We start from the raw sequence: 26,598 nt of genomic DNA, 5'->3' as shown, positions 1-26,598 counted from the left end.
TTTCCCCTCTCCATCTTTGCGCGAAATAATCATCATCTCCAAATCAAAACTCGATTATTGCCAGAATCAGAAATTACCGCAATTTCACCACAAACTTTAATTCCATAGCACCAATTTAAACTTCGTCGCGTTGGCGGTCCAAAATTCTGATTTTCACTCTTACTTTTAAAACTATCTTGTCCCACTACACCATCAGCATATCCACCCTGTAATAACAAAATAGATTCTCGTTTCTTCCATCCTAGCAAACGAGAATTAGCCGTATCTGCAACTATTAACCAATCTCCCGCAGTATCTACCCCATAAGGCATACTTAGGCTACTGCCAGTAGGAAAATATACACCTTGATTTAATTCCACAAAATTGAAGTTTTTCTGACCTAAGACCACCGCACAAGGGGCATTATTTTCTGTCGGTATACCATCCCAAATCATCACCCGGTTATTACCCGCATCGGTGACAACTAAATTATTATCCCAAAGAGTAATATCATGACACCAGCGCATACTAGAAGCAGTGGGAGAACCACCACCATTTTCATTACGAAATATCATGTCTGGTTGTCCCAAAACTATATCCGCTGGTTGTCCATTTTCTGTAGGAAATTGATTCCAAATTAACAAACGGCGATTTCCAGTATCGGCTACAAATAACTTACCTTGATGATAGAAAACACCATAGGGCCAATGTAAAGTATTTGCCGCAGGTTGTTGACTACCTTGGTTATGTTCGTTATCGGTAAAATTAGCTTGTCCTAATACTAAATCTGCGGGAAAATTGCTATCTTCCGGTACATTATGCCAAATTAAGACCCGATGATTCCAAGCATCAGCAACAGCTAAACCTGCACCACATTTACAAATACTTGTAGGGACACTAACTGTAGATTTTCCAGGTGTACCTTTGGCGTTTTGTCCTTCATGATAAAAGTCAGGTTGTCCTATTACCCAATCAGCCGGTTGATTATCTTCTGTGGGTAAATTTCGCCAACCTAATAAACGATGATGTCCTGTATCTGATACCCATAATGGTCCAGTTGGTGATAATAAACAAGCAGCACGGGGTCCAAACATTGTTGTTGGACTTGGTGCAAGAGGTATGGCTATTTGTTCGGATGTAATATTGTTTCCTAATATTATTTTTGCACCGTTGGGAAATATGGATAAAGGGTCTATATCTTGAGTCAGATGATTTAACATTTATTAATTAATATAGTAATTATACCAGCTATTTTCTATTAGACAAACTGGAATATTTCTATCAATTTGCTTTATTTTGTATGAGATTTCAGTTAAATAGATTACAATTTATTAGTAATAAAGAGTTCCTGTATAACATAATTATTTTCTAGCAGATTGCAGATCAATGAGGTAAAGAATCTAAATTAAAACCTAGATAGCAAGAGAGTTTTACTCGTGACTCCTGCTATATTCATATTTTTGTCTGAATCAAGATTTACATAATTTAAGTACATAATTTAAGGATTTACAGAATGTTTATTTTTGATGTTTGTAGGGTTTTCGGTGAGAGTTCCCAAGCACTTAAGTATTTTTTAAAAGTTTCTTATGAAGATTTCTACAAGTTTATACTCACAACTAGGTACCGATAATAAATATTACAAAATAAATAAACACCATAAATAAATTGAGAGGATAGTGAAAATGTATCAAACAGATCTGCCACTTTCCCCTAAAGAAACATTACCAACCATGTATGATATTCCTAGTGAAGACCCAGAGTAAGTTGGTTTGCCAGATCAATTTCATCTACAACAACCACAATTATTAACAGATACCTTCCAACCTAAAAATTCTTCTCCTCAAGAGATATTTATAGGAAGTGATCTGAATATTTACTATGATTCCCGTCATAGTTTATGGTATAAAAGACCAGATTCGTTTGCTGTTTTAGGTGTACCATATTTGTAACCCACATTTCACACTTAAATAAGTAGCATAAATAAACTACATTTACAGGCACTTCAGAACTATTTTTTTACAAATCCAGTAGCCATGAAAATATAAATAAATTATGCATGTCAAACTTCCAGCTTTCTTATTGTGTAAAAAAAGCTAGTTAGACAACAATGTTGATTTTGGATTTTTCAATCACTTATGAAAATACAAGACTATGCAATAGTAAATTAGAGATTTGAAAACTAAGAAAATAAATAATACTTTTGACAAGCTGTAGGTAGAAATTGGGAAATTTGACAACCTTCCTCTGTCAAGTTCAGAATCCTATGAACTCCTTGTGTAATCAGAAAATGAATGTGTAATCAGAAAATGAATCCCTTGAAAAAATACGCCAGTTGCTGCCCCTTTCCGAGGAGCTTCCCTAACAAGTCGGGGAACTAGCCCAACGCACTGGCTCTGAAATATCCAACTTAAAGTAGGGGATTCTGTAGGTTTATTCAGTTGGTTTTTAACTGTCGCTTTTTGCGTCTTTAACGAGATTGTTAATTGTTTTTGTCCCAGGTTGTAAACCAAAAGACACAATGCCATTAACATCATCATTGTCTCTACTCTTTCTGGATTTTTCACAAAAAGACTATGGGCGAAAAATGACGGGTCTTTGATAAATCTAAATCCTCTTTCTGTTGATAGGTGTTCTTTATATATTCTCAATATTTCTATGGTTTATAATTCGCTTGTCTCTAAAATATTCGTTGCTAAAATAAATCGACTACAACAGTTATGATGTTGGGTGATTAACTCCTGATTTTCTATTAGTTTACTACAGTACTGTCTGTCCTTTATTTAACCTGTCGGCAATTTCTAGGTCCGTATTGTATGATATTTTAATTTTGCTGCCAGTTCTTTAACTTTTAATTGCGCTAAGGATGTCTGTTCAAATTCTTCTTTGACTAATCTACCTACTTGTTTACTAGTTTTTAGAAAGTCCTCTTGAATGCTTTGGGTTAATTTCTTTAAGTTTGCTTTTTTTCTGTCTGCACTTTCTACTCATAGCCATCTTTGCTCTATTCCCCCATAAGATACTTTTTCTTCTTGATAGCTATATCCTTTGATTTCACCTGGTTTTAGTTCTGTACTGGTAAATGCCTTGACCAAGTTTTTGGCTTTTTTAATGGATAAAGGTACTCGACTTATCCATTTCATGTTCGACATTAATTTTAAATCACTTTCGCTATATAATGCACTATCAGCCACCATTATACCTTCAAAATCTATTTGTTCGTCATACTCCACCAAGATTTGAGCAAATACTGCTTTATCTGATTCATCTCCTGATGCTCTTCTAAAAAGTAAGGGTATATCTCCGTCACTACTTACTAGTAAATCTAATATACATTGTTTTAAGTCTGGACGCTGGTGACGAGAATATCCTTGTGTGATGTTAATCGGATTTTCTCGGTTCATTCCTAATTCTTGTCCTAAATTATTTAGGCAATTATTATACTCTCCATGCAAATGCAATGAGGTTGAACCTAAATGGGAATATTTGGTTGATTGCTACTTCATGTTTATTTACTACTTATAAGGCAATTATTAGGAATAATTTAGTTAATCCATATTTGTATAGCTTATCCATTACTCTGCCTATTTTATCATCATTTAAATCTTCGCCTTCAATTCCCGATCCTAATCCATATTCTATGGCTTTTTCCTCAAGAAATTGAGGAAATAAATATAATGGTCTCCATAGAAAACCTAGTCCATAATGATTGCTTTGACTATTTCTCCTGTATTCACTTTCTCTCTACTATCTATTCAGAATATCCTATTGATTATTTCTAAAATTCCTATCTCATCTCTTATTCCCAAGTGATCCAAGTTCTTACTCTCAAACTCTCTTTCTTGGTAATTCATATTTTTAGGTATTTTTATTTAATTCAGGAGTATTTACATTCATTTCATCATCTTTTATCCTGAATTTATTGTCAATACTTACGAGTTCCAAGTTGTTGGCAGGTTTTTTTGTATTGTCGATTCTTTTACTAGTTCAAGTATCTGTTTACTACGTATTTTTTTGGGATTTTTATACATTTGTATGTGTACTAAAAAATGAAGTGCGGAATGTGGGGTCTATTAAAATAGAGATTTAAGATTAAGTTATGTAGTCTGGTAAGAAGGAGTAAATCCTTATATTGTGGTAGAACTGCTATCACCAGTAATGGAAAAAGAAGACTTGGGACAAAGCCTAAGAGATGTAGAAAAACCGCCAGTAAAATAGTAAGGTTATGAACAAATATTAAGATTACCTTATTACGTAATATTTGATAGATATCAATCAGAATTTAAGATGTGCCATTCATTTAATTGGCACATCTTAAATTCTGAAGTTTATCAGATTCTCGTTGTTGGATACCAGATTTAGAACTGGGTTTAGGTGTGTAGATAGGTAACTATAAGGGTGTCGAAATATCTTGGTTACGATGGTATGATCCTGGTGGAAATTTGGTTGTAACCAGTGTGGAACAAAAAACTCAACAGCTTGACGAGGAAAGAATCAAACTTGATCAAAAAACTCAACAGCTTGACGAGGAAAGAATAAAAACGGAGAAATTAATAGCTCAGTTGAAATCTCTGGGGATAGAACCTGATGTATAGAAGACAGTAAGGATTTAATCATAATGGGTATTAACTAGTGAAACGACCTAATCAAAAAGTTTTTAGGATTTCTTTACCAACCTCACAATGAAGTTCATTTAAAAGGACATGATATGAAATTCCATTTATATAACGAGTAATTTCTGACGGACTGTTAAAGATTCATTATAAGCAACAACTGCTTGCAAATTATTCTCTACAGTATGGGTCCTTTGTAAATACTGCAAAGCATTACCCAACTTATTTTGCAGCATTGCATATTCTCTAGGATGTTCGAGCAAATTAACTTGTTTGAGTGCCTCATCAAATGTTTGTACTGCTAAACCTTCACAAAGTGCTTTCTTTTCTTTATTGTTAGGTATTGAAAGCTAGGCGATCAATTGTTAGATAATATTGCCCATGATGCTAAGACAGGTGAGCAGTTAGCACGTTTCCGTAGTACTTAGGGTTTTAATTTAACGGAGATGTACGCATATAGACGCGGATTAATTATCTGCGTTTTTTTTTGGGTTTATCCCATATTCGGTTTTAGGATTAAAGTCGATATGCGATCGCAAATAAAAAACTTCTCCAGAAGGTGACTAAATCTGTTGATACAGAGGAAAACAATCGGTTTCGTAAACTGCCTATTCTCACTTTTCCACTTTCACATAAACCTTATCACCCTTAACTCTCACTTCATAAGATTGAAGAGAAACATCACGTACTGTTAAACATTCAGCTGTCTTTAAATCATATCGAAATTGATGTGATGCACAGGTGATAATGTCATTTTCTACCTTACCTTTATCCAGGGGAAGACCTAAATGAGAACAAGCATTACGATAACAGATTATATTATTACCCTGTCGGTATAAAAATATGTTTTGATTTTCAAGTTTAACTGCTAATACATGATTGTCAGGAATGTCATTTACATTCGCTACTCCCATCCAATAGGAATTTATATTAATAGGAGTAAGGGTGGCATTAGGGCTATTATTAACGGCAACTATATTGCTAATTTCTGGACAATATTTTTTAACGGTTTGTTCTACTAACTGAGTTAAGGTTAAAGTTGAACTAGCACAATTACTACAACTACCAATTAATTTAACGTCTATTCTATCTGGTGGTTTAATTGCTACTAATTCTACATCACTATCATGACTTTGTAAGCTGGGGCGAATTTCGGTTAATGCCGTTTTTATCCTTTCTGATAATGGTGGTTTAACCAAATTATGATATAGCAAAACAGCATAGACAATTTCATCATCTACTGCATTATATAAAGCTGATATGTTGTCTTGTTTCAGACTTCTGACTAAATTAGTCAATGCAGCTTTATGAAGAGATTCAATAGCCCTTTGCAAACCGACAGCAACACACCGTTGACTTTCATCCCACTCAGAAATAATTGCGTCAAATCTCTGAATATCACCTATCAAATTCTCTAAATTATCCATAAACTATCTGCGTTCATTTGCGATTAATAATAATTCAATCCCTCAGATAAATCTGTAGGGATCAATAACTTCCAACTTGGTATTTGTTCAAACTCATTTCATTCGGAAATCTTTGAGCAGGAAAGGCATTATTACACCTGTAATTAAGCTGGATACAGTGATGGGGATGCACAGGGGAATTTCTAGCTGTGCTAATAACACTAATAACAGTGTGCCGATACTACTAGCAATGGTAGTTTGGCGGACAAAATACAGAGGGTCACGAAATAGTTTACCCTTCAACAATAATTTGAAGGAAAACCAGCTTAGTTGCAACATACAAATCTCCTAGTATTTAGATAATAAATTGATCATACATAAACCTAAAATAATTGCCGGAATCACACCAACCGGGGCAAATAAACTGCCAATTGTAGCAGCAAATTTATAGCCGATTTCTTTACCTGCTAGGAGCATAGCACCAATTGCTCCGCCAATCATTGAGAAAATTAAAGAGATTATTAACCAAGTTAATTCGGTTTTAAAATTTAATTCCGTATTCAAACTATGTAAAAAATCTCTAAAGACAGGATCATGGATAAATTCCAACATTGTGATTTTCCTACCTTTCTGAATTTGTTGGCTTGTGAATAGAATTCGAGACTAATTAAACTAAGTCCGATGAGACGCACTGTAGTTATCAATTTAAAATGCTAATTGCTTGAATTTCTATTTGTAGATCTTGTAGTGCTTTCGCTACAATTTCGGCTTGTTCTGTCTGTTGATGTGCGGTGAATATTTGCCAAGCTTCTTGATAATATGCTTGTGCTTTTAACAAATTCTGCGGATTTCCTAATTCTGGCTTTTCTGGATGATCAGGTAAGTTGAAAAGGGCGTTAGCTTTGTTAGAGACGGTGTTAGCATATTCTAAGGGTGTATCTCTGGGATTACGCGCTTTTAAGGCTTCGTTGTATGCAGCAATAGCCCGCAAATTATTCTCTACAGGATGGGAACTAATTAAATATTGCAAAGCATTACCTAAGTTATTTTGCAACATTGCATATTCCCTGGGATGATCAATCAGGTTAATATGTTTGAGTGCGACTTCAAAAGACTGTACTGCTAACCCTTGACGTAAATATTCCCGTTCTGATGCCATTGGCATAGAAAGATATGCGATCGCAATATTATTGTATAAAATTGCGTATTCCTGTGGGTAATCTTGCCAGCTAAATACCCGCAGTGCTTCATGATAGGCTTGGATACTATCAGTTATCCGCGCTAAGTTGTAGGGCACTAGGGATTGCAACACTAACCCCAAATTCATCTGAGCTTCTGCTACTTCTTCAGCTGTAGCATGTTTTTGTAAAATTTCTAATGCTTCCTCATAATCCGCTTTAGATTGTTGTAGTAATTGAGGAGTAGAATCAGGACTAATTTGTAATATCCCCGCCATTCCTATTTTAGTTCTTGCTTTTAGCAAAGCATAGTCATCACCACACATTTGATAGGCATGATAAAATAGCCGCATTGCATTCCGTAAATCTTGAGAATTTTTAGCTTTCTTTTGAGAATCTTGGGCTATTTCTATCAGCATTTGGATTTTTTCCTCTGCTGTAGCTGACTCCGAAGATATGGCCGCAATAGCAGCGTTGACAGCTGAATCTGTAATACTAAGGGTCATAGTTGGCGTACTCTAGCCAGTTGGGGAATTTGGTTGTGAATGACCGCACAAATGCGGTGAAAAACTGGTTTACGCAAGTTTCAAGACTCCCCAATCTCACATTTTTTCATCTTGACTAATTTGGAACATGAAACACAGAGAAGCCAAAAAGCTAAAAAGTGAAAGTTAGAACTCGCAGGTATTTTTACCTAAAAATATCAATGAATTCTCCTTTATTTCCCAGAATCAGTCCTTATCACTATAAAGCAATCCATTGATCAAATTCTATAGGGAAATTACCAAGACTAATATTAGTTTTAATTAATTTTAAATTTCTTGCCCTAATTTTGGTATCTATATTTTACCAATTAGCTATAACTTGGGAAACTTTTAGACTACTTTATATGTGATTTCCATGATGAAATCATCAAAATTGCATTTTTATTTCCGAGGATTTTTTTAACGCAGGGGTTCACGGAGGAGATTACAGAAGTTGTTCATAACAATACTAAATGTCTACGAGAAAATTTAATTGATTTAAACAATACCTTAATTTAAGATAATATTATATTGATCAATAGGTGAACTTCTCCACGATTTCTTCACAGCGCCAGTTAAAAAGTGAATCATGTTTCTAATTCTATTGCGTATGTCCTCATCCACACAGACAGAATTATTCTGTCTATTTCGTTACATCAACAACAAAACATCAACAACAGAACAATATATAGGCTAATGACGAATGTACTCTGGCTTCAAGGTGGTGCTTGTTCCGGTAACACCATGTCTTTTCTTAATGGTGAAGAACCTACTGCTTGCGATTTAATCGCTAATTTTGGTATTAAAGTTCTTTGGCATCCTTCCTTGGGTGTGGAACTGGGTAACAACCTACAAACTCTTCTATGGGACTGTGTTTTAGGTAAGACTCCTTTGGATATTTTGGTATTTGAAGGTAGTGTAGTTAACGCCCCCAATGGTACAGGGGAATGGAATAGATTTGCTGACCGTCCTATGAAGGATTGGTTAATAGATTTATCCCAAGCTGCTAAATTTATTGTGGCGGTGGGAGACTGTGCAACTTGGGGAGGAATTCCCGCTATGTCACCTAACCCCAGCGACTCGAAAGGATTACAGTTTCTCAAACGGAAAGAAGGCGGTTTTTTAGGTAAAGATTTTGTTAGCAAAGCGGGTTTACCTGTAATTAATATTCCCGGTTGTCCCACACACCCTGATTGGATAACGCAGATATTAGTGGCGATCGCCACTGGACGCACAGATGATATAGTTCTCGATGAACTACACCGTCCCCAAACTTTTTTTAACACCTACACCCAAACCGGTTGTACCCGGAATATTCACTTTGCATACAAAGCTACAACAGCAGAGTTTGGACAACGCAAAGGCTGTCTATTCTACGACTTGGGTTGTCGTGGTCCCATGACTCATTCCTCCTGTAACCGCATTCTTTGGAATCGTATATCATCGAAAACCCGCGCCGGAATGCCTTGCTTAGGCTGCACAGAACCAGAATTTCCCTTTTTCGACCTCAAACCAGGAACAGTATTTAAAACTCAAACTGTGATGGGTGTTCCTAAAGAAATACCACCCGGTGTCAACCACAGAGATTATGCAGTCCTCACGGTTGTTGCCAAAGACGCAGCACCAAAATGGGCAGATGAAGACTTTTTTACTGTTTAGGGACTAGGGGTGGGGGAAGATAAGAGAAATGAGGGAGATGGGGAAGTAATTTTCATAATGCCCACCAATTACCAATCACCAATTACAAATCACCCAGAAGTTATGCCAATTCAAACCTTAGATATTTCACCCGTTGGTAGAGTTGAAGGCGATTTAGATGTGCGTGTCGAAATCGAAAATGGATATGTCACAAATGCCTGGACTCATGCCGAACTTTTTCGCGGTTTTGAAATCATTTTACGCGGTAAAGACCCCCAAGCAGGTTTAATTGTTACACCCCGAATTTGTGGAATTTGTGGTGGTTCTCATCTCAGTTCTGCATCTTGGGCATTAGATACTGCTTGGGGAACAGAAATTCCTAGAAATGCTATTTTGGCGAGAAATTTAGGTCAAATTGTCGAAACAATTCAAAGCATTCCCCGCTATTTTTATGGCTTGTTTGCTATTGATTTAACTAATAAAAATTATCGCCGTAGTCATTTTTATGATGAAGCCTGTCGGCGCTTTGCTGCTTTCACAGGTACATCCTATGAAATTGGTCTGACAATTTCCGCCAAACCTGTCGAAATTTACGCTTTATTAGGTGGTCAATGGCCGCATTCTAGTTACATGGTTCCTGGTGGTGTAATGTGCGCCCCCACCTTAACTGATATTACGCGCGCTTGGGCAATTCTGGAATATTTCCGCACCAATTGGTTAGAACCAGTTTGGTTAGGTTGTTCTTTAGAAAGATATGAAGAAATTCAATCTTATGAAGAATTCCAAAAATGGTTAAATGCTGATGTTAAACATCGGGAATCAGATTTAGGTTTATACTGGCGCATGGGTTTAGATATCGGTTTAGATCGATATGGTGCTGGTGTGGGTAAGTATGTAACTTGGGGATATATTCCCCATGAAGATAAATACAATAAACCCACCATTGATGGACGTAACGCTGCTGTAATTATGAAAAGTGGTGTTTACGATAGCTTCACTGATACCCATACCTTGATGAATCAATCATTTGCCCGTGAGAATTTAACCCATTCTTGGTATGATGAAGGTACAGAAGATTGGCATCCAAGTGATCGCACTACTTTACCTACTATGAATAATAATAAAGACTTTGGCGGTGCATATTCCTGGGCACCTGCAGTCCTTCACCAAGACTTAGGACGTTTAGAAGCCGGACCCCTAGCACGTCAGTTAGTTGCAGGTGGAAAACATGGTGAATCTTGGCAACATTACGACCCCTTCATTCTTGATGTCTTCAAAAAAATGGGCGGTGCAAATGTTCACGTTAGGCAAATAGCAAGAGTCCACGAAATTGTTAAGTTATATCGCCAAGCTGAACGCTGTTTACGGGAGTTTAAACTTAACGACCCTTGGTATATTAAACCTAAAGAAAAAGATGGTAAAGGTTGGGGTGCAACTGAAGCTGCAAGAGGGGCATTATGTCACTGGGTAGAGATTGAAGATAGCAAGATTAAAAATTACCAAGTTATTGCCCCGGGTACATGGAATATCGGACCCCGTGACGGTGCAGGACAACGAGGACCCATAGAACAAGCATTAATAGGTACGCCTATTGAAGATGCTAATGACCCCGTAGAAGTTGGTCATGTTGCGCGTTCTTTTGATTCTTGTTTGGTATGTACTGTTCATGCCCATGATGCCAAAACTGGAGAAGAATTAGCACGTTTTCGGACAGCTTAATCAGTTAACAGCAGATTGCAGATCAATGAGGTACAGAATCTAAATTGAAAGCTAGACAGCAAGAGAGTTTTACTCCTGACTCCTGCTGTAACAGTTATCAGTTATCACTAAAAATTGATAGCTGTTACTTATCAGTTGGATGACAAAATTTCTCTAAGTAGTGAGTTAGTCTGACCTTAATGCGCTCCCAGGAACTGCAATTTATAAAGTAAGCTTGTGTCTAATTTAGAACTATACAAATATCTTCCTCAACTTCCTGATGCAGCACTGCAAGAATTTACACAATGCTGTATTTTAGAGCACTCAACAGCCCCAGGATTAGAGTTTAAACCTGATGAAGCTAAGTTAAAAAACTTAGGACCATTCAATTACATCAAGCTGCTAATTGACCAATTCATGAAAGTAAAACCAGACCGAATACTGCTCGGTTAAGGAAAAAGAGGGGGTAAGATCAAGAGAAATGTGTTCGCGTTTTGTTTACGAGAACTAACAGATTGACTTTTTCTCTTTGAGGCTATCGTATAATTCCACCCAATTTTGCCTAAGAGAATCAATACACGACTGCAAGTGGTAAATTTGGGTTCGTCTGGCAACCGAGAGGACAGCATGAATATGATTTGGGCTTCCAGCCTTGCCTAAATGCTTATATTCGCTGAGTTTATCAGGTGATTGAGTAGGGAAAATAGGCTTGTTAGCCTACAACTTGTAATAGCAGTAAGTACCCTGCTGACCCGATGCTTGGTAACAGAAAACGCAACATCCAGGAGGTGCTACCTAGAAGCCTGAATTTGTTGAATAGATAGTTGTAAAGTCGCAATAGCTTGTTGTATTAATTCGGCTCTAGAAATAATATCCGAGTCTTTTGCAGGCATTGACTTACGGGGGGAATGAGAAAAATTAACTTGTTCACGGAATATTTACGAGAACAAATACCCATTCATTTTATAGTTTTTTAAAACTAAAATGAAACTGAACAGAGGTGCAAATGTCACTAATCAACTTTGAAGTCATTGCAGCATCAGTGGCCAAAGCGCAATTGCTTGTGGCGTTAGAACAAGTCATTCCCGCTCAAACTATACACAGAGCAATTATCAATACTTCTTCTCAAGAACGAAGAGAAGGAATACTACCCACTCACGTAGTTGTAGCTTGAGTCATTGCCATGAGTTTTTCCTCAACTGACTCTATAGTTGATGTCTTCAAAAATCTGATTCAAGGTTTGAGTGGTTTACAAATACCCCATCGTCTACGTTTTATTGCACCAACTTCTTCATCAATCAGTGAAGCACGTCAAGGAATTGGTCCTAAAGAATTGGTCCTGGTGTGATGACTCGTTTGTTTGAAATGGTAGTAAAACCCCTGGCCACAATACAAACACCAGGTACTTTTTTGGGAGGATTAAGATTGATGGCTGTAGACGGAACAGTTTTTGATATCCCTGATACTCCAGCCAATGGTAAAGTATTTGGTTATCCTGGTTTACCACCGGGTACATATCCAGCTTTTCCAAAGGCCAGATTGGTTTTTTTAGTAGAAGCAGGAACTCATGTAATTGTTGATGCTCTCTCTATTAAGTCCCTATGGAATTGGTGAAAGAAAAAGAGCAATTCAAATCCTTCCCAGTGTTGGGGAAGGAATGTTGTTAATGTGGGACAGGGGATTGCATTCTTTTAAAATGGTTCATGCCGCAATCAAACAAAAGTGTCATATCCTTGGTCGTGTGCCAGCGAATGTGAAATTTGAGCTCGTCAAAACTTTGGGTAATGGTTCTTATTTGTCTTGGGTTGCACCTGATAGTAAATCTAAAAAGAAAGGTGCAAAGAGAATTCCTATTTGTGTAATTGAATATGTGATTGAAGATAATGGTTCTGATAAAGTATACCGTTTGACTACTGATTTGATGGATATTTCGACTTTCCCAGCACTGATTTTAGCTCAAGAATATCATACTAGATGGGAAGCTGAGAATACTTTGGATGAATTAAAGGTGCATCTATTGGGGCGTAAAACTCTGATTCGTTCTAAGAGTCCTCGTGAAGTAGTCCAAGAAATTTATGGTTGGTTGTTAGGACATTTTTGTATTCGTTGTTTGATGTTCCAAAGTGCTTCCGAAGCAGGAATCTCACCATTAGGTTTGAGTTTTACTGGTAGTTTACGATTAATTCGACGTGCTGTTCCTCAATTTCCACAAGCTGATACTGAAGATTTACATCTATTTTATAGTTGGTTAGTTCCAGAAATTTCATATTTAGAAATACCACCTCCTAAATTTAGAAGTAATCCTAGGATTCTGAAAAAGACGCGCTCCAAGTTCCTGAGTAAAAAATGATTTTATCGTGGTAGTACCACTGTCAATCAACCTTCTTTTATGTTTTTAACAACTGCTATTTAGCCTTATCATATTTTCGCGTTTCTACCTTTATATCTACCTTTATATTTGAGCAATTAAATATTATTTATTGATGGGGACACTCTTCTTTGTTCATAGTGTGGCTTTTCTGTTTTAACGGGGCTTTTAATTCTCGTAACTCAAACGCGAACTCTTTTCTCCTGATCTTACCTCCTCTTCTTCCTTAACCGAGCAGTATTGAAACCAGACCCAACTAGAGCAGGTTTGGTAGCTCTAATCGCTGTAGAACAAGCAGATAAACACAATTTATCAGGTTTACCTACGATGGTTGATTTTGTTTCTCTTTATGTTAAGTATTGAATTCCTAAAGACGGCACTAATCCTGAAGAAGCAGATAAGATTCTAGCTAAAGCATCCCAAGACCAGTATGATAAGTTAGCCGAAACTGCTAAATGACATGTTGTAAGTTCATAGATTCCTAGAGTGGGTATTTCCCACTTTTAAAATTCAAAATTTAAAATTCAAGATTTCTAAGAAATCATAATTTAGACACTACCATTGTTTATTTCAATCAAAAATAAATGAAATATCAATCTGGCTTTATTCGTGAACTCATGAATTCCTGAATTCCTGATAGCGGAGCGTGGCGTTAGCCATACTCCTGATAGCCTTCACTCACATAGTGTGTGTGCTGTAGGCATAGCGTGGCAATAGCCATACTCCTGAACGCCTAAACTCCTAAATAAATCCTCATCAACTTTAAAATCGTTTTTTGATATAATGTAATATGAAGAATTATAGAATTATAAATATTCTTTGCAGATTCTTGATTGCATAGATGTTTATCATTCATACCGTTTAATTTTAGACACTGTATATCTCTGTATATCTAATGTTAAGATTGCTATGAAGACAGATATGAATTGGCAGCAACTTGCCTTACCTATCGTAGTTACAGAAACTACACCTAATTTTTTGGGAGAAATTATCCAAGAAACCCTGGCTTTAACTCGTCGTCTGTTTATTCAACTCCAACGTCGTCCTTCTAGTCTGGTAGCAGGAATTATTCAACCTGTGATGTGGTTAGTCTTATTTGGTGCTTTGTTCCAAAATGCACCCAAGGGTTTATTTGGTACTACGACAAATTACAGCCAATTTCTAGCCGCAGGTGTAATTGTATTTACCGCCTTTGCTGGGGCTTTGAATGCAGGTTTACCGGTGATGTTTGATCGGGAATTTGGCTTTTTAAATCGGTTGCTGGTTGCACCGTTAGCTTCGCGCTTCTCAATTGTTTTTGCTTCTACCATTTTTATCATTAGCCAAAGTTTACTGCAAGCGGCGATAATTGTGGGTGCAGCAGCGTTTTTAGGTGCGGGTTTACCCAATGCAGTCGGATTAAGTGCGATCGCATTAATAGTCTTCCTGCTGGCTTTAGGTGTAACAGCGATTTCCTTGGGTTTAGCTTTTGCTTTACCAGGACACATTGAATTAATTGCGGTTATTTTCGTTACCAACCTACCTTTGTTATTTGCTAGCACAGCTTTAGCACCATTATCCTTTATGCCTAGTTGGTTGCAGGTTATCGCCACTCTCAATCCTCTTAGCTATGCCATTGAACCCATTCGCTATTTGTATCTACACAGCAATTGGGGATTAAATGATGTCGTGATGCAAGCTTTTTGGGGTGATGTTAGCTTTGGAGGAGCATTGTTAGTCTTACTAGGATTTGCTATGGTGGCTTTAATTAGCATACAGCCCCAATTACGTCGGACTCTTGCTTAACAATAGAAAGCAAAATGTGAGGGTAAATATCATGAAACAACCGTCTTTACGAATTCAGAAAATCTTGATAGCTACTTTAGCAGGATTGAGTTTTGCGTCTTTGCTGACAGAACAACCTAGCTTAGCTGATACTAATCAACCCTTTAGTGGTTTAGACAACGGCACTAATAGCAATCCTTTATCTGGTAATTCCTCAGATTTCAATTTATTTAACCTGATTCATCAGGCAAATTTCGGCACTCCCAACTGGGATTCTAATCAACAGAATCAACAATTGCATGATGCAGCAGTAGATTTTAAGGACAGACAAAAAAAATTAATACAAGGTCAGCAACAGCAAAATCCTAACTTACCTACATCTGGTCAAAATACATCAGCGTTGATTATCCTCCCTTCAGACAAATAACTCATTGTCAGTTGTCAGTTGTCATTTTTCCATTCTGACTCCTGACTACTGACTACTAGCAAATCATCTGGTTGAAAAATTACAAACCAAGTGCAGCTAAAATATCATCAGCATGGGTAGCTGTGTTGACACTATCATCTGCATGAATAATTTTACCACTGGGGTCAATTACATAAGAAACACGCTTGGCATAACCACCACCGTCAACATCGTAAGCAGCAATAATGCTTTTATCGGTGTCAGCTAGTAGGGGGAAATTCAAGTTATATTTTTGGGTAAATGCTTGGTGAGAAGCTTCATCATCTGCACTCACACCCAGTACAATAATATCTTTATTGATATATTGTTCCTGTGCATCACGGAAGCTGCAAGCTTGTTTGGTGCAGCCTGGTGTATCATCTTTGGGATAAAAGTACAAAACTACGGTTTTACCCACAAAATCAGATAATGATACCGTATTGCCGTTTGTGTCTGTCGTGGTAAATGCAGGTGCAACTGTACCAACTGCTAGAGGCATAATTCAGAGTTCCTGTATTAAGTTCTGATGCACTACAGATTTTACAATAATTTAGAATAAACAGGGAATAGGAAATAGGAAATAGGGCATTGGGCATTAGGAAATTTACTTCCCCATCACCCTCATCACCCTCATCACCCTCATCACCCTCATCACCCTCATCACCCTCATCACCCTCATCACCCTCATCACCCTCATCTTCCACGTCCCCAGTCTTAAACTTATGACTACTGCTAACTACACCAATCCAAAACCCTTTGTTTATTCGCAGATTACAGTAGAACGAGCCAAGCGCTCGCTAATTTGTTCGCCTTTCAGATTGGCATTATTTCTGACAATGCAAATTAAAAGTGTACCTGTGAGTGCGATCGCCATGGAAAATGGGATTAAACAAGGTTATACCCAACGTCCATTATCAGAACTAGTCTGTGACAATCATTTAAACTGGCTGATTCAAGTAGGAATATTGCGACGAGAAGTAGATGGACAAGGAATTACAGACAGTTTTCGTCTTACACCCCTTGGACATCAGTTATTAGAAAAATTACAGAAACAAGAATTATGTATACCAACATTGAGCGATCACCTCTATGATGCTTTCATCCGTTGGGTTAGACTGCCTTTTTAGTAAGGGATAGGGTATATGTGGGGTATAGGGGAAAACAGGGAATATTTATCTTTTTCCCAAAATCCTAAAGTCCGCCGTATTTTCCCTGATACACCATATTCCTCCTGAAAAATTGACAAGCTAAGTAAAGCAAGTCAAAGTGAACTAGAGACAGAATGCAACAATCCCAAGCAACAGACACAGAGAATAATTAATTACTTGTTCCCTATTCCCCGTTTCCTGTTCCCCGTTTCCTGTTCCCTATTCTCCATCACGAATTACAAATTACAAATTATGAAATCAATTATGGTTGTGGGGACAACATCCCACGCAGGAAAATCACTAATTACCACAGCTATTTGTCGGATTTTGTCCCGTCGTGGATGGCGAGTAGCGCCCTTTAAGGGACAAAATATGGCTTTAAATGCTTATGTTACCCCCAGTGGTGGAGAAATAGGTTATGCCCAAGCTGTACAAGCTTGGGCAGCGGGTGTATCCCCATTAGTGGAAATGAACCCAATTTTACTTAAACCCCAAGGGAATATGACCTCCCAAGTGATCCTCAAAGGTAGACCCATCGGTAAAGTTAGCGCCACAGATTATTATGAGCAGTATTTTGACATTGGTTGGCGAACAATAGAAGAAAGCTTAAAGCATTTAGGCACAGAATTTGATGTCTTAGTTTGTGAAGGTGCCGGTAGTCCCGCAGAGATTAACCTAAAACACCGCGACTTAACCAACATGAGAGTAGCAAAATATCTGGATGCACCCACTCTGTTGGTAGTCGATATTGACCGAGGAGGTGCTTTTGCTCATGTAGTAGGGACTTTAGAATTATTAGAACCAGAAGAACGAGCTTTAATTCAAGGGGTAGTAATTAACAAATTCCGGGGAATACGATCAATCCTTGAACCAGGAATCAAATGGTTAGAAGAACGCACTGGTATTCCAGTTATTGGTGTTATCCCATATTTAGAAGAAGTATTTCCTGCTGAAGACTCACTAGACTTGCTGGAACGAAAATACCAGAAAACCCATGCTGAACTCAATATAGCCGTTATTCGCTTACCAAGAATTGCCAATTTTACTGACTTTGACCCACTGGAATCAGAACCGACAATTTCAGTAAAATATTTGAGTCCCAAGCAAGATTTAGGACATCCAGATGCGTTAATTATTCCCGGTACAAAGACTACTATAGCTGATTTAAGCGTGCTGCATAAAAGTGGTATGGCAGAAGCAATTCAAAACTATGCAGCTTCAGGAGGAACAATTTTAGGCATTTGTGGAGGATTTCAAATGCTAGGCCAAATTGTCGCCGACCCAGAAGGGATAGAGGGGCAAGCAGGCAGATATCAAGGATTGAATTTGTTACCTATTAAAACTGTGATTACAGGACAAAAAATAGCCCGTCAGCGTCAAGTGAGTTCTAATTATCCCCAAATGGGTTTACCAGTCAATGGGTTTGAAATTCACCAAGGGCGATCGCGCATAGAACAACCAACCGATAAACCCACCTGTCAACCACTATTTGATGATGTTAATTTAGGCTTAGTAGATAATTGTCAGTCCGTTTGGGGTACTTATCTGCATGGAATATTTGATAACGGTCCTTGGCGACGTGCTTGGATAAATCGCCTTCGTCAACAGCGAGGTTTGAAATCCTTACCCACAGGAGTTGCTAACTACCGAGAACAGCGAGAACAGATTTTGGACTCTTTAGCCACCGAAATAGAAAGCCATTTAAATTTAACTCCGTTTATATCTTAGGTAATTCGTAATTGGAAAAAATCTTACCCAGTTCCCAGTTCCCAGTCCCCAACCACTAATCACCAATGACTATCAATATCCGTTTTCTACCAGAAGATGTCACAGTTAATGCTGAAATAGGAGAATCCCTATTAGATGTAGCAGATAGAGCAGGGGTATCAATTCCTACAGGTTGTTTGATGGGAACTTGTCATGCTTGCACAGTGGAACTAGATCATGGAGAAATCATCTGTGCCTGCATCACACCAGTTCGACCAGGAAACGAGGAATTAACCATACATCTTTTTAGTGATCCGATTTGGTAGTTAATATCTAATGCGGTTAAATACTCGTCACATGTCTTTAGATCCGTAATTGGTAAAATTACAGCAGGAGTCAGAAGTCAGAAGTCAGGAGTAAAATTCTCTTGCTGTCTAGGTTTCAATTGATGTTATCATTGCGACTGACTAATAGTAGACTTTTAGTTTTCAGGGATTTCTAAACAATAAATTCTTAAATCTTTTCTGGTAGGTATCTTGCCTACCCACAGTCAACTTATTTTTAATTTTAAGCTAAAAAACCTGCTGCAGGTTTTGTTTGCAAATTCTAAAATTATTAAAACTAAAAGTTAATTGTCACAACGGTATTATTTGTTCCATTTTACCAGTTAATTTGAGAGATGCGAAAATAAAATTGTGATTTTTCAAAAAATTTCGTCACTTTTAAAATTCTGAATTGCTTGCAGCAAGAGGTGTTTCAGCTATATTCAACAGATAACTTAGTTCAATTTGCAAAAAATATTGCGGGAAGCAAGTAAATTAGCAAGGTTTGTGTTATTGTTTATTTATAGTGAATCAACAGAGCAAAAGCACGAAATAGCTGGCAAAACAATACATATTGGTTCCTGACCCCTGAATTCTTACTTCGCAATTACAGGTTCTCGGCGATTATGATACCAGCAAAATCAGGGAAGTTGTTGCCAGTATTTAAGTTTATAACTTTCTAAGTTTCTCCTAAATTTCGTTGTATGGAACAGGGGAAAACTCTGCATAAATTTCAATTTCTTCTTTAGCCATTTTCCCATAGTGGTTAGTTATTAGTCATGAGTCATTGATGGGAAAAGAGATAGCTGACTAATGATTTAGCAACACTTATATATGTTTTTCATCTGTACAAATGTTGCCGTAGAACGTGCGCCTCCCCCATAGTTTTACACATCATGACGACTGTAATCCTACAGTATGAACTTCTCATCATCCCCAATCTATCAAATCTAAAAATGTCTAGGAGCAAAAATCATGTCCGACGATAAAATTAGACAAATAGCTTTTTACGGTAAAGGTGGTATTGGCAAATCTACCACTTCTCAAAATACCTTAGCAGCAATGGCAGAAGTGGGTCAGCGTATTTTAATTGTTGGATGTGACCCCAAAGCAGACTCCACTCGTTTAATTCTTCACTGTAAAGCCCAAACCACCGTATTGCACTTAGCTGCGGAACGGGGTGCTGTAGAAGACCTGGAACTAGAAGAAGTGGTAATTACAGGCTTCCGGGGTATCAGATGCGTGGAATCTGGAGGACCTGAACCCGGTGTAGGTTGTGCCGGTCGTGGTATTATCACTGCGATTAACTTCTTGGAAGAAAACGGTGCATACCAAAACGTAGATTTTGTATCCTATGATGTATTAGGCGACGTTGTATGCGGTGGTTTCGCCATGCCAATTCGGGAGGGGAAAGCTCAAGAAATTTACATCGTGACCTCTGGGGAAATGATGGCGATGTTTGCAGCTAATAACATTGCTCGCGGTGTTCTTAAATATGCTCACACTGGTGGTGTGCGCTTGGGTGGCTTAATTTGTAACAGTCGTAAAACTGACCGGGAAGATGAACTGATTACCACACTTGCATCCCGATTAAGCACCCAAATGATTCACTTTGTACCTCGTGACAATATTGTGCAGCACGCAGAATTGCGGCGGATGACTGTTAACGAGTACGCGCCTGATAGTAACCAAGCTAATGAATACCGCTCATTAGCAGACAAGATTATCAACAATAAAAATCTTGCCGTTCCTACACCTATTGAAATGGATGAGCTAGAAGATTTGTTGATTGAATTTGGTATTTTAGAAAGCGAAGAAAATGCAGTAAGATTATCTGATGTGAGCAATGCTCAAGAAGAAGCTGCCAAGAAACAGGAAGACTTAGAAGGCGAAGCATTGGAAGCACTGAAAAAAGGTGACTTAGAAATAGTTGCTAGTGCAGAGAAAAAGAAGTGAGGCACTTGCTTTCACTGAAAAAACGAAGCCGTAAAAGCTTCTATTAAGAGCAGAAAGGTGGGCTATTCCCGTCCACCTTATCCATCATCATAATTACTCTGTTATCAAGCATAAATAACTCTATATTATTTAGTCTCTGTGTTCCCTAGTTTGTATTGGTTGATTTTTAGGGAATGGGTAATTACTCTTGTGTTCCCCATTTTCTTTTATCTACTCTATTTTCTGAGTTTTTTTTGTTATGAATCAACATTCCCTTGCGCCAGATGATTTACCGCCTTCTCAAGTCACATATCTTGATGAGATGTTACTGAAAAATTTAGATGAAGTGATTGGCAAACATTTTTATGCGAATTGTAATCGCATTATCCAAGTTTTATTATCAAATTGTCAATGGTGTATCAAGACAAACTCCCGTGCTGTAATTTTAATTATTCTTTGTCCTGATAGAGAAATGTATTGGCATATTTTTAATGCTATGCCCGAGTTATCTAAAAAGTTAAAGCTGTTTTCCCAAAGAGCAATTATTCGTCTTTGTCCTCCTATTAATAAAGGCATACCTTGGGAATTCAGAGTTAGTGAAGTATCTGCTGATAGAGATTGGTTGACATAATTTATTAATGCTTTAGATAAAGATGATGGCTCTACCGTACTTGTTATGCTAAATCACCAGTACACTACCGCGTAAATAAACCAACCATTCCAAATCACTGAAAAGCTCACGCCGTATTCATTATACATTTTGAATTTTGTTGGTGTTGGCGTAGCCTGCTGGAAGCACTATCTTGTTAGCGTAGCTCTTCTGAAAGAAGCATTTTGAATTCACGGCGGTACTAACCTTCCCTTTTCCTGCTCATATAAGCAACAAAGAGATATTTTAACCTCTAAAATATCATTTAACCTGGAAATAGAGAGTATAGAGCTAATGAAGCAGGAGAACCACCTCCGTAATAACTTGAAGTCTATTAGAACTCGCTTGGGTATGAGCCAGCAGGAATTGGCAAATCTTGCTGCTGTAACTCGTCAAACTATTAGTGGTGTTGAATCAGGGCTATATGCTCCTTCTGTAGCGATTTCATTGCGCCTAGCTAAAGCTCTTGGTTGTCAAGTGGAGGAACTATTCTGGCTAGAGCACGATTTACCTCAAATCGAAGCGGTGCTTACCAAACCTGTTAACAACCTCCAACAATTAAGAGTGAGTTTAGCGCGAGTGGGAGGTCAATGGATAGCTTATCCATTGGTTGGTAAGGATGCTTTTCGTCAAGATATGATTCCTGCTGATGGTGAAGGTGAGAGGCTGACAGATAGCAATAAGCTGAATGTCCGTCTGCTCGATGATAATATGGACAGGCTTTATAACACAGTTGTAATTGCTGGGTGTTCGCCTGTGATTTCCCTCTGGGCTAGAAGTACAGAACGGTGGCATCCTCAACTTCGGGTACAATACAACTTTGCTAATAGTATGAGGGCATTGCACAGTTTATGCAGAGGTGAGACGCATATTGCCGGGATGCATTTATATGATGTGGAAACGGGAGAATATAACACTCCGTTTGTGCGGAAGGTGCTGGTGGGAAAGGAAGCAGTAATCATCACTCTCGGAGTTTGGGAAGAAGGGTTGATGGTACAAGCTGGGAATCCAAAGCAAATTAAAAGTATCACTGATGTAGTGGAGATGGGTGCAGCGATCGCCAATCGTGAGGTGGGTTCTGGTAGCCGATCGCTATTAGAGCAAACTTTACAACAGGAGAAAATACCATTCCAATCACTGCAAGGGTTTGAGTGGATTATGAATAGTCATCAAGAGGTGGGATGGGCGATCGCATCTGACATGGTGGATGCTGGTATTAGTACAGCCTCTGTTGCCATTGCCTTTGGACTAGGATTTGTCCCCCTACGTCGGTCACGATATGATTTAGTCATTCTGAAAGAATATATGCAAGAGCCACCTGTACAACAATTACTGAGTACTCTCGGACATCGGCTGGTTCACTCACAATTACAAATCCTCGGTGGGTATGATATTAGCCAAATCGGCGCAGTTGTGGCCACAATTTAAGTTTCTAATTTTGTATCCGCTCAATTTCAGTGGGACAATTACAGCGTTTTAGTTAAATCCATTCATCTAGAGTCTGTTCTTACGATACCATTTTTATAATGTAAAGCACATAACATAAACTTATGGTAGAACCAGACTCTTTACCAACTGAGGTAATTCTCACAAACCCGCCTCAGTCTCTTGGTAAATTACTGCTTGATTGGACACCCCAACCAGGAAACTATCTTGATTTGGAAGGTAAAACCTATGCAGTTTTAGAGCGTCGTCATAAATATCAGCTTAAATCGGGGCGTTACCATCTATATAATATCGCTATTTACGTACAAAAAGCCCAACGACCATCAGAAAAAAGTTTAGTACAGGGACGCTGGGTTATAGGTGATGCTACTTGTGACTACAATGCTCATTCAGAAATTATCCGCTGTGCAGTCAACCCACAAGGACCCTGTGAGTCATGCCGTTTTTATGAGAATCAGGGAATAGGTGACAGGTAATAGATAAGAGTTTTGTCTAATTACGTATCTCTCACGAGAGCCCGAGTGATTATTACGAATTACCCATAACCTCTCGCACATTCAAGCGAGTACCATTCACAAAATCCCATCCTGACTGGGGACGTTTCCCAGTTAGCTGAACTTCTCTCAACAGCAACAAACCTTCACCAGTTTGTACAATCGCTCCCATTCCCTTAACAATACTGACCACTTCCCCTGGTTGACTTGATATAGTTGACAAATCAGGTATGTTATGTATTTTTTCTTGTAGTTCCAGTTGCAACTGGTGTATATAAGCAGAGTATATAGGAACAGTAGCAGTTATTTTCAGTGCTTGATCGCGAAAGGTCGTTATGCAGTTAGGATAAAAGCCTCTAATTTGATTGTGTAATTGAATAGCACTCTTTGACCAGTCTAAATTGTAATCTTGCTTTTGAATCAAAGATGCATAAGTTGCTGCATCGTTATCTTGAGGAATGGGTTGAATCTCTTGTTTTTCGAACTGGTACAAAGTTTCTATTAGTAAATCTGCACCAAGAGTTGCTAATCTCTCCGCTAAAATCTGGGCATTATCTAGCAAGTTAATTGGTGTTATGGCTTTTAGCAGCATATCTCCTGTATCCATCCCCACATCCATTAATATGGTAGTGATTCCGGTTTCTTGCTCACCGTTATATAAACACCATTGAATGGGAGCAGCCCCGCGATATTTGGGTAAAATTGAACCATGTACGTTAATACAGCCCAATTTCGGTATCTTTAAGATTTTCTTAGATAAAATTTGTCCATAGGCAGCCACAATAAACACATCTGCTGCTAGTTGTTGCAGTTGGGTTAAAGTTTCAGTATCTTTTTTGATTTTTTCAGATTGCCATACAGGTAGATTGTGAGCAGCAGCCAGTACTTTTACTGAGGAAGGTATTAATTTATTTCCACGCCCTCGGCGTTTATCCGGTTGGGTGACAACTCCCAAAACCTCAAACTCTGTATGATTCAACAACTTTTCTAGGGTGGGAACAGCAAATTGGGGAGTACCAAAAAATACAATTTTCATTAGTTATTAGTCATTAATCATTACTCAATATTAATTGCGTCACGAATCACTGACAACTGACTGCCCAAAATTGACTAAATCACGATATCCATGAAAAAGACGCAGTGTAGTTTGGCTGTGAGGATATTAAATTTTAGCTATTTAGTGGTAAACTATTGATTATCGGTGCAACAAAAATCTCTTGATCAAGTACAATGCTTTGGCAAGCTGGTCAGTTAATTTTAATTACTGCTCGTTTTCTCTACGAGTAAAAGTATTGCATTATATCTCAAGGCTGGATAGTTCAGGATCTACTTATTTCATATAATACCAAAGTTATGCTTTATTCTAGTTAAGCGATCACACTTACCTACATAGTATAAATATTGTTTATACTATGTAGGTTGTAGGAAAGTAGCAATTTATACCTTAGGATAAATAATAATGAGGTATTTGTTGATTGTCCAATGACCATCCTAGATTTTCCAAAGACTAAATCGCCTTTATAAAGATAATCTTTCGTTTTATCGAGGTTGACATTGTTATAGCAGATTTTTCATAGATAAAACTGTCTTAAATGCAGTAGCTAGTGCTACTGCATTTAAGACAGTTAAACTGAAGACTTAGGCATGATTCTTAATTTGCCTAAAAACTAGCTTATACCCTTTTTAGAGTTACCTGCTATTTTAGTTAATGCTAAATACAGGTAGAACTTACATTTATAGTCACATCAAAAATACTCGAGTGAAAAACAATAGTATTTTATGTGATCAGATTCTCCTGAGAAATTACAAATTTTAAATATTGTAAAGGTGTGAATGATGATACTGAAACTTTTGTAAAGTGATGCAAAATTTAGAGAGATTATCTCCTTAGAGCCTCTAGTTTGTTGTTATACATAATAATAGCTTTTCCCAGTCGCCTGAATAGACATTGATCCTCACAATAGCAACCGCCCCTTAGAGAGTCCACTTATGCTGAAATCCCTTTTGCTGTCAGGATGGTTCCGCGTACAACCATTTCTTAAGTACGCTGTTGTTATTATAGTAGTTGCTCCTTTTATAGGAGTATCAGTTCACACATCCTTAGCGAAACAATCACAGGCAGCAAAAAGTAGTTCTGGGCTGAACGAATTGGATTCAAAATCCCAAAAAACAATTGTTGCTAGAAAATCTTATTTAGATATAGGTGAACTTACTTCTTTGCCAGGCAAATTTGGGATTGGACTAGCAAATACATCTATAAATCAAAAAAGGGAAATATTAGTAAATTCTGGGATAGGACAAAATAATTCTCACTCAAGCGATGATATAAATGTTACTGATAATTCCCCTCTTGTAAAACAGGCTCAGTTACCAAATACGCCTGTTGTCCAAACTAGTTTAATCCAAAAATTAAAAGCAGCCAAAAATCATGCTTTGGGTGGTCTTAACTCTCAAGGGAGTGAAAATCTCGATCATGAGGGATTAGTAACATCTAGTATTAGAGAATCACAGCCACCCTTAATGAAAGAAGTTCCTATAGATGGACCACCAAGGGATGCTGATGCTTTACCAAATGATCCCATGGGTAGTCCCCATCCAATTCCTTGGCAGTGGATTATGACGACACAAGAAGCAATTGGTGGTCAAGGGCATTCTGGAGTGCGGTACTATCGCAGCATACCAGTGGTTTCTCCTGATGGTAGATATGCTGTTTATAGCCGTGTACAACTGGAAGTCAACCCAGAAATGCACAATAGCCGAGTGACTAGCTTATTGTTTATAGAAGACCGACAAACCAAGAGTTTGCGGGTAATAGCTAAAACGGCTAACGTTAATGATCCTTTATTAAAACAGGCTGTGTCGGAAACACAATCTCAGGCTGAAGGGAAAATAGCGGTCTTAGTTCCGATCAGTTGGTCTCAAAAAGGTGATCGCTTTTTAGCCCGCAAATTTCTAGGCATCTTTAACACAGCAGATGTAACAGACCAGGCTGTAATTTGGGATCGACAGGAAAATAATGCCAAAACAGTTGCTCCCATCCAAGCTGACGATGAGCATGAAAAAATAGCAATATTGTTAGGTTGGAGTAAAAAACAGCCCGATAATGCCCTATTCCGATCTGGTGAACTAGGTCAAGAAAATTGGCCTCTCGTGCAAGTTGCCAGCGATGGTAAGACAGTGAATGTCACCACAGACGGAGATCAGCCAGTAACTTTTGGTGTTACAGAGTCACAAATTTGGGCAGAACCACAAGTTGCTTCCAGATAGCTTGAGTAACAAAATGAGC

At 38.0% G+C, this 26,598-nt stretch carries 23 protein-coding genes and 3 pseudogenes; 17 read left to right on the top strand and 9 right to left on the bottom strand.

The genetic code is table 11. The features are described from left to right. Nucleotides 1-32: 32 nt before the first annotated feature. Entirely contained in the window at nucleotides 33-1,199 is a 1,167-nt protein-coding gene (locus AAZO_RS18410) for an NHL repeat-containing protein (RefSeq protein ID WP_013192395.1), read from the bottom strand. A 549-nt stretch (nucleotides 1,200-1,748) separates the two neighbouring features. Between AAZO_RS18410 and AAZO_RS18405 the strand changes: the two genes are divergently transcribed. Further along, nucleotides 1,749-1,928, top strand: coding sequence for a hypothetical protein (locus tag AAZO_RS18405; protein ID WP_049790809.1), 180 nt, complete (start codon nucleotides 1,749-1,751; stop codon nucleotides 1,926-1,928). Nucleotides 1,929-2,158: 230 nt separating this feature from the next. On the opposite strand, the pseudogene AAZO_RS18400 reads toward AAZO_RS18405, so the two are convergent. Beyond that, nucleotides 2,159-3,830, bottom strand: a pseudogene (locus AAZO_RS18400) (IS1634 family transposase). A 588-nt stretch (nucleotides 3,831-4,418) separates the two neighbouring features. On the opposite strand from AAZO_RS18400, the gene AAZO_RS35630 reads away from it, so the two are divergent. Then, the gene (locus tag AAZO_RS35630) at nucleotides 4,419-4,571 is read left to right on the top strand and encodes a hypothetical protein (protein WP_187289522.1); all 153 of its coding nucleotides are present in this window, start codon (nucleotides 4,419-4,421) and stop codon (nucleotides 4,569-4,571) included. A gap of 146 nt (nucleotides 4,572-4,717) precedes the next feature. On the opposite strand, the pseudogene AAZO_RS44005 reads toward AAZO_RS35630, so the two are convergent. The 5 genes and pseudogenes from AAZO_RS44005 to AAZO_RS18375 all read right to left on the bottom strand — a co-directional run. Further along, a pseudogene (locus AAZO_RS44005) lies at nucleotides 4,718-4,939 on the bottom strand (hypothetical protein); the annotation flags it as partial. A gap of 264 nt (nucleotides 4,940-5,203) precedes the next feature. Further along, nucleotides 5,204-6,016: a NifU family protein gene (locus AAZO_RS18390; protein WP_013192393.1), complete on the bottom strand. Its 813-nt coding sequence runs from the start codon at nucleotides 6,014-6,016 to the stop codon at nucleotides 5,204-5,206. A 93-nt stretch (nucleotides 6,017-6,109) separates the two neighbouring features. Next, complete coding sequence (locus AAZO_RS18385) at nucleotides 6,110-6,334, bottom strand: hypothetical protein (protein ID WP_013192392.1); 225 nt, start codon at nucleotides 6,332-6,334, stop codon at nucleotides 6,110-6,112. 9 nt (nucleotides 6,335-6,343) lie between these two features. Further along, nucleotides 6,344-6,607, bottom strand: coding sequence for an asr0689 family protein (locus AAZO_RS18380; RefSeq protein ID WP_013192391.1), 264 nt, complete (start codon nucleotides 6,605-6,607; stop codon nucleotides 6,344-6,346). An 88-nt stretch (nucleotides 6,608-6,695) separates the two neighbouring features. Next, complete coding sequence (locus tag AAZO_RS18375; protein WP_013192390.1) at nucleotides 6,696-7,679, bottom strand: tetratricopeptide repeat protein; 984 nt, start codon at nucleotides 7,677-7,679, stop codon at nucleotides 6,696-6,698. Between the two features lie 714 nt (nucleotides 7,680-8,393). Between AAZO_RS18375 and AAZO_RS18370 the strand changes: the two genes are divergently transcribed. The 7 genes and pseudogenes from AAZO_RS18370 (at nucleotide 8,394) to AAZO_RS18335 (ending at nucleotide 15,592) form a co-directional block, all read left to right on the top strand. Further along, nucleotides 8,394-9,356 (top strand): hydrogenase small subunit, encoded by a 963-nt coding sequence (locus tag AAZO_RS18370; RefSeq protein WP_013192389.1) that lies wholly within the window; start codon nucleotides 8,394-8,396, stop codon nucleotides 9,354-9,356. Nucleotides 9,357-9,458: 102 nt separating this feature from the next. Continuing rightward, nucleotides 9,459-11,054, top strand: coding sequence for a nickel-dependent hydrogenase large subunit (locus AAZO_RS18365; RefSeq protein WP_041643416.1), 1,596 nt, complete (start codon nucleotides 9,459-9,461; stop codon nucleotides 11,052-11,054). A gap of 216 nt (nucleotides 11,055-11,270) precedes the next feature. Next, on the top strand, nucleotides 11,271-11,486 hold the full coding sequence (locus AAZO_RS18360) for a hypothetical protein (RefSeq protein WP_187289521.1): 216 nt from the start codon (nucleotides 11,271-11,273) through the stop codon (nucleotides 11,484-11,486). Between the two features lie 553 nt (nucleotides 11,487-12,039). Further along, nucleotides 12,040-13,383, top strand: a pseudogene (locus tag AAZO_RS18350) (IS4 family transposase). A gap of 258 nt (nucleotides 13,384-13,641) precedes the next feature. Then, nucleotides 13,642-13,764, top strand: a complete 123-nt coding sequence (locus AAZO_RS41620) for a hypothetical protein (RefSeq protein ID WP_266886039.1) — start codon at nucleotides 13,642-13,644, stop codon at nucleotides 13,762-13,764. 546 nt (nucleotides 13,765-14,310) lie between these two features. Then, the gene (locus AAZO_RS18340) at nucleotides 14,311-15,186 is read left to right on the top strand and encodes an ABC transporter permease (RefSeq protein ID WP_013192387.1); all 876 of its coding nucleotides are present in this window, start codon (nucleotides 14,311-14,313) and stop codon (nucleotides 15,184-15,186) included. Between the two features lie 31 nt (nucleotides 15,187-15,217). Next, nucleotides 15,218-15,592, top strand: a complete 375-nt coding sequence (locus AAZO_RS18335; protein ID WP_013192386.1) for a hypothetical protein — start codon at nucleotides 15,218-15,220, stop codon at nucleotides 15,590-15,592. A gap of 79 nt (nucleotides 15,593-15,671) precedes the next feature. Here AAZO_RS18335 and AAZO_RS18330 read toward each other — a convergent pair whose 3' ends face one another. Further along, nucleotides 15,672-16,109: a peroxiredoxin gene (locus AAZO_RS18330; protein WP_013192385.1), complete on the bottom strand. Its 438-nt coding sequence runs from the start codon at nucleotides 16,107-16,109 to the stop codon at nucleotides 15,672-15,674. 223 nt (nucleotides 16,110-16,332) lie between these two features. Between AAZO_RS18330 and AAZO_RS18325 the strand changes: the two genes are divergently transcribed. From AAZO_RS18325 to AAZO_RS18295, 7 genes are all read left to right on the top strand, one after another. Further along, complete coding sequence (locus AAZO_RS18325) at nucleotides 16,333-16,737, top strand: Npun_F0494 family protein (RefSeq protein WP_013192384.1); 405 nt, start codon at nucleotides 16,333-16,335, stop codon at nucleotides 16,735-16,737. 273 nt (nucleotides 16,738-17,010) lie between these two features. Continuing rightward, the gene (gene cobQ / locus AAZO_RS18320) at nucleotides 17,011-18,486 is read left to right on the top strand and encodes a cobyric acid synthase CobQ (protein ID WP_013192383.1); all 1,476 of its coding nucleotides are present in this window, start codon (nucleotides 17,011-17,013) and stop codon (nucleotides 18,484-18,486) included. 65 nt (nucleotides 18,487-18,551) lie between these two features. Further along, nucleotides 18,552-18,791 (top strand): 2Fe-2S iron-sulfur cluster-binding protein, encoded by a 240-nt coding sequence (locus tag AAZO_RS18315; protein ID WP_013192382.1) that lies wholly within the window; start codon nucleotides 18,552-18,554, stop codon nucleotides 18,789-18,791. A gap of 972 nt (nucleotides 18,792-19,763) precedes the next feature. Continuing rightward, complete coding sequence (nifH, locus tag AAZO_RS18310; RefSeq protein ID WP_013192381.1) at nucleotides 19,764-20,744, top strand: nitrogenase iron protein; 981 nt, start codon at nucleotides 19,764-19,766, stop codon at nucleotides 20,742-20,744. Nucleotides 20,745-20,982: 238 nt separating this feature from the next. Continuing rightward, entirely contained in the window at nucleotides 20,983-21,354 is a 372-nt protein-coding gene (locus AAZO_RS18305) for a hypothetical protein (protein ID WP_013192380.1), read from the top strand. Nucleotides 21,355-21,666: 312 nt separating this feature from the next. Beyond that, the gene (locus AAZO_RS18300) at nucleotides 21,667-22,800 is read left to right on the top strand and encodes a substrate-binding domain-containing protein (RefSeq protein ID WP_013192379.1); all 1,134 of its coding nucleotides are present in this window, start codon (nucleotides 21,667-21,669) and stop codon (nucleotides 22,798-22,800) included. Nucleotides 22,801-22,922: 122 nt separating this feature from the next. Then, entirely contained in the window at nucleotides 22,923-23,294 is a 372-nt protein-coding gene (locus tag AAZO_RS18295; protein ID WP_013192378.1) for a DUF6464 family protein, read from the top strand. A gap of 52 nt (nucleotides 23,295-23,346) precedes the next feature. Here the strand turns inward: AAZO_RS18295 and fmt are convergent, their stop codons facing one another. Beyond that, nucleotides 23,347-24,348 carry a methionyl-tRNA formyltransferase gene (gene fmt / locus AAZO_RS18290; RefSeq protein WP_013192377.1) on the bottom strand — a complete coding sequence of 334 codons (1,002 nt, stop codon included), beginning with the start codon at nucleotides 24,346-24,348 and terminating at the stop codon, nucleotides 23,347-23,349. A gap of 953 nt (nucleotides 24,349-25,301) precedes the next feature. On the opposite strand from fmt, the gene AAZO_RS18285 reads away from it, so the two are divergent. Beyond that, nucleotides 25,302-26,579 (top strand): hypothetical protein, encoded by a 1,278-nt coding sequence (locus AAZO_RS18285; protein ID WP_013192376.1) that lies wholly within the window; start codon nucleotides 25,302-25,304, stop codon nucleotides 26,577-26,579. Nucleotides 26,580-26,598: the final 19 nt, after the last annotated feature.

Source organism: 'Nostoc azollae' 0708, assembly GCF_000196515.1.
GTDB lineage: Bacteria > Cyanobacteriota > Cyanobacteriia > Cyanobacteriales > Nostocaceae > Trichormus_B > Trichormus_B azollae.
Note: the sequence above shows the minus strand (reverse complement) of the source record. Positions and strands in the feature narration are given on the sequence as shown.

Bases quoted from the DNA above. Each gene is read 5' to 3' on its own strand.
- AAZO_RS18410 (WP_013192395.1), bottom strand. From the start codon at position 1,199: ATGTTAAATCATCTGACTCAAGATATAGACCCTTTATCCATATTTCCC.
- AAZO_RS18295 (WP_013192378.1), top strand. From the start codon at position 22,923: ATGGTAGAACCAGACTCTTTACCAACTGAGGTAATTCTCACAAACCCG.
- cobQ (WP_013192383.1), top strand. From the start codon at position 17,011: ATGAAATCAATTATGGTTGTGGGGACAACATCCCACGCAGGAAAATCA.
- AAZO_RS18300 (WP_013192379.1), top strand. From the start codon at position 21,667: ATGAAGCAGGAGAACCACCTCCGTAATAACTTGAAGTCTATTAGAACT.
- AAZO_RS18305 (WP_013192380.1), top strand. From the start codon at position 20,983: ATGAATCAACATTCCCTTGCGCCAGATGATTTACCGCCTTCTCAAGTC.
- AAZO_RS18285 (WP_013192376.1), top strand. From the start codon at position 25,302: ATGCTGAAATCCCTTTTGCTGTCAGGATGGTTCCGCGTACAACCATTT.
- AAZO_RS18325 (WP_013192384.1), top strand. From the start codon at position 16,333: ATGACTACTGCTAACTACACCAATCCAAAACCCTTTGTTTATTCGCAG.
- AAZO_RS18340 (WP_013192387.1), top strand. From the start codon at position 14,311: ATGAAGACAGATATGAATTGGCAGCAACTTGCCTTACCTATCGTAGTT.
- AAZO_RS18385 (WP_013192392.1), bottom strand. From the start codon at position 6,334: ATGTTGCAACTAAGCTGGTTTTCCTTCAAATTATTGTTGAAGGGTAAA.
- nifH (WP_013192381.1), top strand. From the start codon at position 19,764: ATGTCCGACGATAAAATTAGACAAATAGCTTTTTACGGTAAAGGTGGT.
- AAZO_RS18335 (WP_013192386.1), top strand. From the start codon at position 15,218: ATGAAACAACCGTCTTTACGAATTCAGAAAATCTTGATAGCTACTTTA.
- fmt (WP_013192377.1), bottom strand. From the start codon at position 24,348: ATGAAAATTGTATTTTTTGGTACTCCCCAATTTGCTGTTCCCACCCTA.
- AAZO_RS18375 (WP_013192390.1), bottom strand. From the start codon at position 7,679: ATGACCCTTAGTATTACAGATTCAGCTGTCAACGCTGCTATTGCGGCC.
- AAZO_RS18380 (WP_013192391.1), bottom strand. From the start codon at position 6,607: ATGTTGGAATTTATCCATGATCCTGTCTTTAGAGATTTTTTACATAGT.
- AAZO_RS18390 (WP_013192393.1), bottom strand. From the start codon at position 6,016: ATGGATAATTTAGAGAATTTGATAGGTGATATTCAGAGATTTGACGCA.
- AAZO_RS18365 (WP_041643416.1), top strand. From the start codon at position 9,459: ATGCCAATTCAAACCTTAGATATTTCACCCGTTGGTAGAGTTGAAGGC.
- AAZO_RS18370 (WP_013192389.1), top strand. From the start codon at position 8,394: ATGACGAATGTACTCTGGCTTCAAGGTGGTGCTTGTTCCGGTAACACC.
- AAZO_RS18330 (WP_013192385.1), bottom strand. From the start codon at position 16,109: ATGCCTCTAGCAGTTGGTACAGTTGCACCTGCATTTACCACGACAGAC.
- AAZO_RS18315 (WP_013192382.1), top strand. From the start codon at position 18,552: ATGACTATCAATATCCGTTTTCTACCAGAAGATGTCACAGTTAATGCT.